This is a genomic window from Streptomyces fradiae (assembly GCF_041270065.1).
In the GTDB taxonomy this organism is placed as follows: Bacteria; Actinomycetota; Actinomycetes; order Streptomycetales; family Streptomycetaceae; genus Streptomyces.
Window position 1 is genome coordinate 6865340 of record NZ_CP065958.1, and the last position, 11689, is coordinate 6877028.

Annotated in this window: 10 protein-coding genes; 6 read left to right on the forward strand and 4 right to left on the reverse strand. The window is 72.6% G+C overall.

Annotated elements, in window-relative coordinates; genetic code table 11:
- Nucleotides 1-50: 50 nt before the first annotated feature.
- Both JAO84_RS31210 and JAO84_RS31215 read left to right on the forward strand, forming a co-directional pair.
- A complete protein-coding gene (locus JAO84_RS31210) occupies nucleotides 51-752 on the forward strand; it encodes an endonuclease V (protein ID WP_370415833.1) in 702 nt (233 codons plus the stop codon).
- Nucleotides 753-817: 65 nt separating this feature from the next.
- Complete coding sequence (locus tag JAO84_RS31215; RefSeq protein ID WP_370415834.1) at nucleotides 818-1240, forward strand: VOC family protein; 423 nt, start codon at nucleotides 818-820, stop codon at nucleotides 1238-1240.
- 22 nt (nucleotides 1241-1262) lie between these two features.
- Here the strand turns inward: JAO84_RS31215 and JAO84_RS31220 are convergent, their stop codons facing one another.
- A complete protein-coding gene (locus JAO84_RS31220) occupies nucleotides 1263-2450 on the reverse strand; it encodes a trans-acting enoyl reductase family protein (protein ID WP_370415835.1) in 1188 nt (395 codons plus the stop codon).
- Nucleotides 2451-2699: 249 nt separating this feature from the next.
- Between JAO84_RS31220 and JAO84_RS31225 the strand changes: the two genes are divergently transcribed.
- The 4 genes from JAO84_RS31225 (at nucleotide 2700) to JAO84_RS31240 (ending at nucleotide 8589) form a co-directional block, all read left to right on the forward strand.
- Complete coding sequence (locus tag JAO84_RS31225; RefSeq protein WP_370415836.1) at nucleotides 2700-3920, forward strand: CaiB/BaiF CoA transferase family protein; 1221 nt, start codon at nucleotides 2700-2702, stop codon at nucleotides 3918-3920.
- A complete protein-coding gene (locus JAO84_RS31230) occupies nucleotides 3917-5068 on the forward strand; it encodes an acyl-CoA dehydrogenase family protein (RefSeq protein ID WP_370415837.1) in 1152 nt (383 codons plus the stop codon). Before JAO84_RS31225 ends, JAO84_RS31230 begins: the two co-directional genes overlap by 4 nt.
- Before the next feature lie 83 nt (nucleotides 5069-5151).
- A complete protein-coding gene (locus tag JAO84_RS31235) occupies nucleotides 5152-6366 on the forward strand; it encodes an acetyl-CoA C-acetyltransferase (protein WP_370415838.1) in 1215 nt (404 codons plus the stop codon).
- Between the two features lie 48 nt (nucleotides 6367-6414).
- Nucleotides 6415-8589 (forward strand): 3-hydroxyacyl-CoA dehydrogenase NAD-binding domain-containing protein, encoded by a 2175-nt coding sequence (locus JAO84_RS31240; RefSeq protein WP_370415839.1) that lies wholly within the window; start codon nucleotides 6415-6417, stop codon nucleotides 8587-8589.
- On the opposite strand, the gene JAO84_RS31245 is transcribed toward JAO84_RS31240, so the two are convergent.
- The 3 genes from JAO84_RS31245 to JAO84_RS31255 all read right to left on the reverse strand — a co-directional run bounded on the left by JAO84_RS31245 (nucleotide 8576) and on the right by JAO84_RS31255 (nucleotide 11629).
- Nucleotides 8576-9319, reverse strand: a complete 744-nt coding sequence (locus tag JAO84_RS31245) for a MerR family transcriptional regulator (RefSeq protein ID WP_370415840.1) — start codon at nucleotides 9317-9319, stop codon at nucleotides 8576-8578. The genes JAO84_RS31240 and JAO84_RS31245 overlap by 14 nt on opposite strands.
- 66 nt (nucleotides 9320-9385) lie before the next feature.
- Nucleotides 9386-10510 (reverse strand): PP2C family protein-serine/threonine phosphatase, encoded by a 1125-nt coding sequence (locus JAO84_RS31250; protein WP_370415841.1) that lies wholly within the window; start codon nucleotides 10508-10510, stop codon nucleotides 9386-9388.
- A gap of 36 nt (nucleotides 10511-10546) precedes the next feature.
- A complete protein-coding gene (locus JAO84_RS31255; protein WP_370415842.1) occupies nucleotides 10547-11629 on the reverse strand; it encodes a DNA gyrase subunit B in 1083 nt (360 codons plus the stop codon).
- Nucleotides 11630-11689: the final 60 nt, after the last annotated feature.

Consider the following 11689-nt stretch of genomic DNA (forward strand, 5'->3'; position numbering starts at 1 on the left):
GCCAGGCTACCGGCCCCCTCGAACCCCACGGCCGCATAGGGTTGTGGACCGTGACGATCATCGAGATTCCCGAGGGTTGGCCCGCCGACGAGGACGCGGCGCTCGCCGTGCAGCAGGAGCTGCGGGGGCGGCTCGTGCTCGGGGAGGAGGGGCCCGGGGTCGGGGAGGGGAACGTCACCGGGGTGGATGTGGCGTATGACGACGAGCGGGACCTGGTCGCCGCGGCGGCCGTCGTGCTCGACGGGCGGAGCCTGGAGGTGGTGGAGGAGGCGACGGCGGTGGGGCGGGTGTCGTTCCCGTATGTGCCGGGGCTGCTCGCCTTCCGGGAGGTGCCGACCGTGCTCGCCGCGCTCGGGCGGCTCTCCGCCGACCCCGGGCTGCTCGTCTGCGACGGCTACGGGATCGCGCACCCGCGCCGCTTCGGCCTCGCCAGCCACCTCGGGGTGCTCACCGACCGCCCGGCGATCGGTGTCGCCAAGAACCCGTTCACCTTCACGTACGAGCAACCCGGCGCCTCCCGCGGCGAGTTCAGCCCGCTCGTCGCCGACGGCGAGACCGTCGGACGGGCCCTGCGCACCCGCGCCGGCGTCAAGCCGGTCTTCGTCTCCGTCGGGCACCGCGTCTCGCTCGACCGGGCCTGCGCGCTCACCCTGCACCTCAGCCCGCGCTTCCGGCTGCCCGAGACCACGCGGCACGCCGACGCGCTGTGCCGCCGGGCGCTGCGGGACGCCCTGAGCACGAGGACCCTGTGACGCTTGGGACGACTGAGTACCCGTACGGATATCGAGCCGTGACACCGCGGCGGCAGAGTGTGGGCATGACATCCCCCGGCACGACCCGTCCCACCCCCATCGGAACCCTGCAGTGCGTCGTCCTGGACTGCCCCGACGTGATGGAACTCGCCGTCTTCTACCAGCGGTTGCTGGGCGGCGAGATCAACCGCCCCGACCCCCAGTGGGCCGTCGGCGACGCCTGGGCCACCCTGCACGGCACCGGCGGCACCCCGGTGCTGGCCTTCCAGGGCGTGGCCGACCACCGGCCGCCGGTGTGGGGCGCGCCCGAGCAGCAGTTCCACATCGACGTCCGGGTCGCCGACCTGGACGCCGCGCACGAGGCGGTCCTCGCGCTCGGCGCCTGGCGCCTGGACGGCGACGGCGGCGAGGACGGGAACGGCGACGACCGGGCCTGGCGCATCTATGCCGACCCGGCCGGTCACCCCTTCTGCCTCGTCCGGCACTGACCGCCCCAGGAAAAGGACGCGGTCAGCCCGAGTGCGCCACCCGGAAGCGCAGGCCCGCCGCCCGCAGCCGCTCGATCAGCGCGTCGCCCATCGCGACCGCCGTCGTCACCTGCCCGGCGGTCTTCGGCAGGGTGTCGTGCGCCAGGCACAGCGCCGACTCGGCCAGCATCTTCGCCGTCTCGTCGTAGCCCGGATCGCCGCCCGACACCTCGGTGAAGACGCGCCGCCCGCCGCCCTCGCCGACGAACCGCACCGAGAACCAGCTGCGCGCCCGCCGCTCCGCGCTCGGCCCCTGACCCGGCTCCCAACGGCCCATCAGCCAGTCGCGTACGAAGGGGAGTTGGGCCGCGAGCACGCCCGCGCCGACCACCGTCGAGCCGCCCAGCGCCATCGGCAGCGTCTTCACCGAGGCGTAGTGGCGGTAGCGGAAGTCCGGCCCGTAACGCTCCAGGCCGCGCGCCGAACGCGCCACCACCTGCGGGTCGATCGTGGGCAGCGGCAGCGCCCAGGTGCCGGTCTCGCGGCTGAAGCGCGGCCGGCCCAGCGGCGCCCGGGCCCGCCGGGTCACCAACCGCGGCTCGTACAGGCGCCGTTCGCGCGCCGCCCGGAGGATCTCCCGGCCGCGCCCGAACGCGGTGAGCGCCGAGGCGAAGGTACCGCCGGAGAAGATCGCGCCGGCCCGCACGAACCCGTCGATCCGCAGCGGCACGCCCTCCGGCAGCTGCCGCACCGTGAAGTACGCGCCCAGGTCGTGCGGGACCGAGTCGAAGCCGCAGGCGTGCACGAGCCGGGCACCGGTCTCGCGGGCGACGGCGTCGTAGCGTACGTACATCCGGTCCACGAACTCGGCCTCGCCGGTCAGGTCCAGATAGTCGGTGCCGGCCTCCGCGCACGCGGCCACCAGCTCCTCGCCGTACCAGACATAGGGGCCGACGGTGCTGGCCACCACCCGTGCGGACCCGGCGAGTTCGCGCAGCGCGGCCGGATCGGCGGAGTCCGCGACGAGCAGCGGCAGCTCGGCGCAGCGCGGCCACCGCGCGGCGAGCCGGTCGCGCAGGGCGGCGAGCCTGCCGCGGCTGCGGCCGGCCAGGGCCCAGCGGGTCTCCGCGGGGGCGTGCTGGGCGAGGTACTCCGCGGTGAGCTCCCCCACGAAACCGGTCGCTCCGAAGAGGACCACGTCGTACGGCCGTGCGGCCGCCCCTGTCTCCATCCAGCCCCTCGCCTTCGCCCCCGCGCCGCACCCGGCGCGCGTGTCGTCGGCGGACTCTAGCGGACGCCGCGGGGGAGGCGGACCGGGCGGTACCCGCCGTGCGGACCGGGCGGTGCTCGCCGTGCGGACCGGACGGTACCCCTCGGTAATTTCCAAGCGCTTGCTCGGCTCGGGGGCTTGTGCCGAGTGGAACACGTTCCTAGCATCTTCGGTGTTACATCATCACTGTCACACACGTCTGGGGACTCGATGGGTACGAGGAGCACGACGCAGACCGAGCGGACCGGCCCGCTCTCCGGCGTCCGCGTGGTCGAACTCGCCGGGATCGGCCCCGGCCCCTTCGCCGCCATGCTGCTCGCCGACCTCGGCGCCGACGTCGTCCGCGTCGACCGCCCCGGCGGCGCCGCCCTCGGCATCGACCCCGCCCACGACCTCACCAACCGCAACAAGCGCTCCGTCGTCCTCGACCTCAAGGCTGACGGCGGCACCGGCACCGTGCTCGACCTGGTGGCCCGGGCCGACATCCTGATCGAGGGCTACCGGCCCGGCGTCGCCGAACGCCTCGGCCTCGGCCCCGACGCCTGCCTCGCCCGCAACCCGCGGCTCGTCTACGGCCGGATGACCGGCTGGGGCCAGGACGGCCCGCTGGCCAAGGCCGCCGGCCACGACATCGCGTACCTCGCCGTCACCGGCACCCTCGGCATGATCGGCCCCGACCCGGACGGCCCGCCCACCGTGCCCGCCAACCTCGTCGGCGACTACGCGGGCGGCTCCCTCTACCTCGTCATCGGCGTCCTCGCCGCCCTCCAGCACGCCCGGACGCACGGCGAGGGCCAGATCGTCGACGCCGCCATCGTCGACGGCGCCGCCCACCTCGCCACCATGATCCACGGCATGCTCGCGGCCGGCAGCTGGCAGGACCGGCGCGGGGTCAACCTCCTCGACGGCGGCTGCCCCTTCTACGGCGTGTACGAGACCTCCGACGGCGGCTTCATGGCCGTCGGCGCCCTGGAGCAGCAGTTCTACGACGAGTTCGTGCGCCTCCTCGGCATCGAGGAGGCCGCCCCGGCGCGCCGCGACCTCGCCCGCTGGGACGAACTGCGCGCGGCCGTCGCCGCCCGCTTCCGCACCCGTACGAGAGCGGAGTGGACGGGCGTCTTCGAGGGCACCGACGCCTGCGTCGCCCCCGTCCTCTCGATGCGCGAGGCCCCCGCACACCCCCACCTCGCCGCCCGCGGCACCTTCGTCGAGCACGGCGGACTCGTCCAGCCCGCGCCCGCACCCCGCTTCTCCGCCACCCCCGGCGCGGTGCGCACCGGGCCCGCGCGGCCGGGCGCCGACGCCGACGAGGTCGCCCGCGACTGGGCCGTACCCGCCCTGCACACCCCGGACGCGCCGCACACCCCGGACACCCCGCCCAGCCCGGACGCCCCGCCCAGCCCCGACGCCCAGGAGTCGAAGAACGCATGAAGCGCACGCTCTACACCGACGACCACGAGGCCTTCCGGGGAGTCGTCCGGACCTTCCTGGAGAAGGAGGTGCTGCCGCACTACGCGCAGTGGGAGAAGGACGGCATCGTCTCCCGCGAGGCGTGGCGCGCCGCCGGCCGGCAGGGGCTGCTCGGCATCGCCGTCGACGAGGAGTACGGCGGTGGCGGCAACCCCGACTTCCGGTACGCCGCCGTCCTCGCCGAGGAGTTCACCAGGGCCGCCGCCCCCGGTCTGGCCATCGGCCTGCACAACGACATCATCGGCCCGTACCTCACCAAGCTCGCCACCGACGAGCAGAAGCGGCGCTGGCTGCCCGGCTTCTGCAGCGGCGAGATCGTCACCGCGATCGCGATGACCGAGCCCGGCGCCGGCTCCGACCTGCAGGGCATCCGGACGACCGCCGAGGACCACGGCGACCACTGGGTCCTCAACGGCTCCAAGACCTTCATCTCCAACGGCATCCTCGCCGACCTCGTCGTGGTCGTCGCGAAGACCACCCCCGAGGGCGGCGCCCACGGCCTGTCCCTGCTCGTCGTCGAGCGCGGCACGGAGGGCTTCGAGCGCGGCCGGAACCTCGACAAGATCGGGCAGAAGTCCCAGGACACCGCCGAGCTGTTCTTCAACGACGTGCGCGTCCCGAAGGAGAACCTGCTCGGCGAGCTCAACGGCGCCTTCGTCCACCTCATGACCAATCTGGCCCAGGAGCGGCTGGCCATCGCCGTCGCCGGCATCGCCGGCGCCGAGCACCTCCTCGAGCTGACGACGACGTACGTCAAGGAGCGCGAGGCGTTCGGCCGGCCGCTGGCCAAGCTGCAGCACGTGCGCTTCGAGATCGCCGAGATGGCCACCGAGTGCGCCGTCACCCGCGCGTTCGTCGACCGCTGTATCGCCGAGCACGCCGATCCGGCCGGGCTCGGGCTCGACCCCGTCAACGCCTCGATGGCCAAGTGGTGGGCGACCGAGCTGCAGAAGCGGGTCGCCGACCGGTGCCTGCAACTGCACGGGGGATACGGCTACATGAGCGAATTCCCGGTGGCCAGGGCCTTCACCGACGGCCGTATCCAGACCATCTACGGCGGGACGACCGAGATCATGAAGGAGATCATCGGCCGCTCCCTGCTCACCTGACCCCCGCCGACCCGCCGACCCGCCGGCCCGCCGACCTGCCGGTCCTCCGAAACCCCTCTGTGACTCGCCCGAAAGGCAACACCGTGACCACCGAAGCGTACGTCTACGACGCGATCCGCACCCCGCGCGGCCGCGGCAAGGCCAACGGGGCCCTGCACGGCACCAAGCCGATCGACCTGGTCGTCGGCCTCATCCACGAGATCCAGGCCCGCCAGCCCGGCCTGGACCCGGCGGCGATCGACGACATCGTCCTCGGTGTCGTCGGCCCGGTCGGCGACCAGGGCTCCGTCATCGCCCGGATCGCCGCCATCGCCGCGGGCCTGCCGGACACCGTCGCCGGCGTCCAGGAGAACCGCTTCTGCGCCTCCGGCCTCGAAGCGGTCAACCTCGCCGCGATGAAGGTCCGCTCCGGCTGGGAGGACCTGGTCCTTGCCGGCGGCGTCGAGTCGATGTCCCGGGTGCCGATGGCCTCGGACGGCGGCGCCTGGTTCGCCGACCCGATGACCAACATCGCCACCAACTTCGTCCCCCAGGGCATCGGCGCCGACCTCATCGCCACCATCGAGGGCTTCTCGCGCCGCGACGTCGACGAGTACGCCGCGCTGTCCCAGGAGCGGGCCGCCGCGGCCGTCAAGGCCGGGCGCTTCGACCGCTCGATCGTCCCCGTCAAGGACCGGGCCGGGCTCACCGTCCTGGACCACGACGAGCACCTGCGCCCCGGCACCACCGCCGACTCCCTCGCCCGCCTCAAGCCGTCCTTCGCGGACATCGGCGAGCTCGGCGGCTTCGACGCCGTCGCGCTGCAGAAGTACCACTGGATCGAGGAGATCGACCACGTCCACCACGCCGGCAACTCCTCCGGCATCGTCGACGGCGCCTCGCTCGTCGCGATCGGCTCGAAGGAGGTCGGCGAGCGGTACGGGCTGACGCCGCGCGCCCGGATCGTGGCGGCGGCCGTCTCCGGCTCCGAGCCGACCATCATGCTCACCGGCCCCGCCCCGGCCACCCGAAAGGCGCTGGCCAAGGCCGGCCTGACCATCGACGACATCGACCTGATCGAGATCAACGAGGCCTTCGCCGCCGTCGTCCTGCGCTTCGCCAAGGACATGGGCGTCTCCCTCGACAAGATCAACGTCAACGGCGGCGCCATCGCCCTCGGCCACCCGCTCGGCGCGACCGGCGCGATGATCCTCGGCACCCTCGTCGACGAGCTGGAGCGCCAGGACAAGCGCTACGGCCTGGCCACGCTGTGCGTCGGCGGCGGCATGGGCATCGCCACCATCGTCGAGCGCGTCTGACCACCCGGTCCGCACCCCTCTTACGGATCCAACGGAGAAGCATCAGTCATGAGCGAGAGCACCACCATCCGCTGGGAGCAGGACGAGACCGGCGTCGTCACCCTCGTCCTGGACGACCCCGACCAGTCCGCGAACACGATGAACCAGGCCTTCCGGGCCTCCATCAAGGCGATCGCCGACCGCGCGGTGGCCGAGCAGGACTCCATCCGCGGCATCATCTACACCTCGGCGAAGAAGACCTTCTTCGCCGGCGGCGACCTCAAGGACATGATCAAGGCCGGCCCCGAGGACGCCCAGGCGATCTTCGACACCGCCATCGAGATCAAGGACTCCCTGCGCCGCATCGAGACCCTGGGTAAGCCGGTGGTCGCGGCGATCAACGGCGCGGCGCTGGGCGGCGGTTACGAGATCGCGCTCGCCTCCCACCACCGGATCGCGCTCGACGCGCCCGGCTCCAAGATCGGCCTGCCCGAGGTCACCCTCGGCCTGCTGCCCGGCGGTGGCGGAGTCGCCCGCACCGTACGCCTCATGGGCATCACCGACGCGCTGCTCAAGGTGCTGCTCCAGGGCACCCAGTACAACCCGAAGCGCGCCCTCGACAACGGGCTCGTGCACGAGCTGGCCGCGACGCCGGAGGAGATGCTGGCCCAGGCCCGCGCCTTCATCGACGCCCACCCCGAGTCGCGGCAGCCGTGGGACGTCCCCGGCTACAAGATCCCCGGCGGGACCCCGTCCAACCCGCGGTTCGCCGCCAACCTGCCGGCCTTCCCCGCCAACCTGCGCAAGCAGCTGAACGGCGCCCCCTACCCCGCCCCGCGCAACATCATGGCCGCGGCCGTCGAGGGCTCCCAGGTCGACTTCGAGACCGCGCTGACCATCGAGTCCCGGTACTTCACCGAGCTGGTCACCGGCCAGACCGCGAAGAACATGATCCAGGCGTTCTTCTTCGACCTCCAGGCCGTCAACTCCGGCGCCAGCCGCCCCAAGGGCATCGAGAAGCGCCCGGTGCGCAAGGTCGCGGTGCTCGGCGCCGGCATGATGGGCGCCGGCATCGCGTACTCCTGCGCCCGCGCCGGCATCGAGGTCGTCCTCAAGGACGTGTCCACCGAGGCCGCCGCCAAGGGCAAGGCGTACTCCGAGAAGCTGTGCGCCAAGGCCGTCGCCAAGGGCCGCACCACCCAGGAGAAGGCCGACGCCCTCCTCGCCCTCATCACCCCGACCGGCGACGTCGCCGACCTGGCCGGCTGCGACGCCGTCATCGAGGCGGTCTTCGAGGACACCTCGCTCAAGCACAAGGTGTTCCAGGAGATCCAGCACGTCGTCGAGCCCGACGCGCTGCTCTGCTCCAACACCTCCACCCTGCCCATCACCGTCCTCGCCGAGGGCGTCGAGCGGCAGAGCGACTTCATCGGCCTGCACTTCTTCTCGCCCGTCGACAAGATGCCGCTGGTAGAGATCATCAAGGGCGAGCACACCGGCGACGAGGCGCTGGCCCGCGCCTTCGACCTGGTCCGCCAGATCAACAAGACGCCGATCGTCGTCAACGACTCCCGCGGCTTCTTCACCTCCCGGGTGATCGGCCACTTCATCAACGAGGGCGTCGCCATGGTCGGCGAGGGCGCCGAGCCCGCCTCCGTCGAGCAGGCCGCCGCCCAGGCCGGCTACCCGGCGAAGGTCCTCTCCCTCATGGACGAGCTGACCCTCACCCTCCCGCGCAAGATCCGCAACGAGACGCGCAAGGCGGTCGAGGAGGCCGGCGGCACCTGGGTCTCCCACCCCGGCGAGCTCGTCATCGACCGCATGGTCGACGAGTTCGACCGCCCCGGGCGCAGCGGCGGCGCCGGCTTCTACGACTACGCGGAGGACGGCAAGCGCGGCAAGCTGTGGCCCGGCCTGCGCGAGCACTTCACCAAGCCGGAGGTCGAGATCCCGTTCCGCGACATGCAGGAGCGGATGCTCTTCTCCGAGGCCCTGGACACGGTCCGCCTCATCGAGGAGGGCGTGCTGACCTCGGTCGCCGACGCCAACATCGGCTCCATCCTGGGCATCGGCTTCCCGGCCTGGACCGGTGGTGTGCTCCAGTACATCAACGGTTACGAGGGCGGCGTCGCCGGCTTCGTCGAGCGGGCGCGCGAGCTGGCGGCGACGTACGGCGAGCGCTTCACCCCGCCGGCGCTCCTCGTGGCGAAGGCCGAGCGCGGCGAGGTCTTCACCGACTCCTGAACGCCTTTCTCAGCTCCTCGCTCAGGGACCGCTGAAAGGCGGTGACGAGGACCTGGATCACCATCGGCTGCATGTGTGCCGAGAGCGACTTCATCGCGGTCAGGTGGTCCGGGTCCTCGCCGCTCTCCCGGTACGGACTCCACACCTGCTCCTGGAACAGCCTGGCCAGCTCCTGCGCGGCGGCCCGGGCGTGTTCCAGGAGCACGGTCCGGGAGGCCAGGATCGTCTCGTTCTCGATCGGTACGTCAAGGAGCTCCACGCCGAGCCGGAGCAGGGCCGCGTCGAGCCGGAAGGTGTCCGGCTCGGCCGTGCGGTCGAGCACCCCCAGGGCGGCCAGCCAGTCCACGTCCCGGTCCGTCAGTGGCCGCCCCGCCCGCCGCTCCAGCTCCTGCCGGGTGATCTCCTCGGCCGACTCCGGCGCCCAGGACGCCACCAGCGCCCGGTGGATCGCCAGATCCTGCGCGCTCAGATCCGGCGGCAGCTGCTCCAGATACCGCTCGATCGCCGCGAGCGTCATCCCCTGCCGCTGCAGCTCCTCGATCAGCGCGAGCCGGGAGAGGTGCGCGGGCCCGTACCGCCCGACCCGCCGGGCGCCGATCACGGGCGGCGGCAACAGACCGCGCGTGCCGTAGAACCGCACGGTCCGCACCGTGACGCCGGCCCGGGCGGCCAGCTCGTCGACGGTGTAGCCGGGCTCGTCGGCCCGTTCCTCGCTCGCCTGCTGCTGCATGGTTCAACAGTATTGCTGTCTCACCAGCCTTGTAAAAGAGTGATGGCGCTACCGGAGCCTTGGTGGCTATGCCTCTGTTGCCAGCCGCTCGACCGCGACGAGCGCCGCGTCGTCGCCGAGGTGCCCGCCCGCGTACGCCTGGAGGTCGGCCCGCAGCCGGGCGAGCAGGGTGGGCGGGTCGTCCCCGGCCCAGGCCGGCAGGCGCTCGGCGAGCGGGTAGAAGGCGCGGGTGTGGTCGCGGGCCTCGACGACGCCGTCCGTGTAGAGCAGCAGCACGTCACCGACATCGAACCGGAAGGTCTCCACGGTGACATCGGGTGAGAGCACGTCGGACAGGCCGAGGGGCGGGCTCGCGTCGGTGACGTCGAGAGGGGTCACCCGCCCCTCGCGCAGCAGCAGCGGCGGTGGATGCCCGCAGTTGACCAGCCGTACGACCGGCTCGTCGTCGGGGATGTCGAGCACGAGCGCGGTGACGAAGGCCTCGTCGGCGCCGTCGTCTTCCGGGTCCGAGCCGCCACCGTCGTCGTCCGCCGACACCATCCCCGCCTCCAGCTGCCCGATCAGCTCCGGCAGCTCCCGCTCGCGCCGCGCGGTGACCCGGAACGCGCCCAGGACCAGCGAGGCCTCGCTGATCGCGTCAAGACCCTTCCCCCGGGCGTCCCCGATCAGCAGCCGCGTCCCCCGCCCCGTACGCGCCGCCGCGTACAGGTCCCCGCCCATCTGCGCCTCCTCCTCGGCCGCCAGATACACCGACGCGATGTGCAGCGGCCCCGCCCGGTGCGGCAGCGGGCGCAGGACGACGCTCTGCGCGGCGTGCGCGACCGCCCGCAGCCGGGTCATCCGGCCCTCGTCCCGCTCCCGCAGATACGCGAAGAAGGTCACGATCACCGAGATCAGCACCAGCGCGATGATCTGGTACGTGTGATTCAGGTCCGTGAGACTCGTCCGCGCCACCGCCACCACCGACTGCGCAAGCACCGCGACCGCCCCCACCAACGCCGTCATCCGCGGCCCCGCGAACGACGCCGCCAACGCCGGCGCCGCCACCAGAAACGGCCCCAGATGCACCTCGGGCGGCGCCAGCACGTCCACGACGGTGACCGCCGCGATCAGCCCGAACGGCACACAGAGCAGCCACCGCCCGCCCCGCCGGGACAGGCGGAGCCGCCGATCGCGCCGGTGGGCCTCCATGGGACAGGCATACCCGAGGACCGGGGACCTGTCCTGTTACGGGCCGGTGAGCCGGCGGACCACGGCCTCCGCCCGCTCCGGATGCGCCGCGAGCCAGGCGGCGAGATGCTCTCGTACGGCGTCCGCCACGCAGGCGCGCACGCCGTCGCTGCCCAGCCGTCCCCAGGTGGCCCCCTCGAACTCCGGGGCGTCGAGCTTCACGGAGACGACCGCCGTCAGGCCGTGATCCGTTGCCGGCGGCAGACCGAGCGCGGCTACGACCCCGTCTCGGAAGCCATTCACATGCGTGCCGCCCTCCCGGGTCGGCGCACTGTTGGCGAAGGACCGGACCCCCGCCCCCGGCCCCTCGCTCCACCGCAGGGCCACCTCCACCGTCCCCGCCAGGCGCGGGTCCTCCCGCTCGAGATGCACGATGTCGGGGTGTACGGGGTTGTCGGCACCCGAGTCGAGGAAGCCGACGAAGTCCCGCGCCCCGCCCGGGAACCGGCAGTGCTCCTGCCGCGGGGCACCGCCCTGGTCCCGCTCGTCGGTCAGCGTGAGCGTGAGCTCCCGGTTCAGGAAGGCCAGCTCCCGGAAGCGCTCCAGTAGCGCGTCGAACGAGCACTCCACCGTCTCGAAGACGTCCGCGTCCGGCCGGAACACGATCGTGGTCCCGCTTCCCGCAGCCGGCCCGACGGGCGCCGCCGGCGCGAGCGCGAGGCCCCGCTCATACCGCTGCACCCGGCGTACCCCGTCCCGCCGCACCTCGGCGGTCAGCTCGCTGGACAGGGCGTTGGCGACCGGAGCGCCGACATGACTCAGATCCACGGTGCGCCGGTCCCATGGCCGCACCCCGGCGCGGACATGCGTCATCATCCCTTCGAGACCGAGCCCGCCGCCGTCCCCCACCCCGTCGTCCTCGACCCGGATCCGGCCGTCGGCCATGAGGGTGACGTCCACCCGGGTCGCGCACCCCGCCAGCACCTCGTTCACCGGCCGTTCGAGCACCTCGTACACCAGCTGGTGCAGACCGCGTCGGCTCGTCGAGCCGACATACATCCCGGGCCGCTGCCGAATCGCTTCCGGCCACTCAAGCACCTTGATGTTCGCGGCGCTGTACATGTTCGGGCTGTCGCTCACGAATCCCCCCTCGGGCGTGTTCCGCGGTTCCCGTCAGCTTAGGAGAATTCCCGGAAAAGG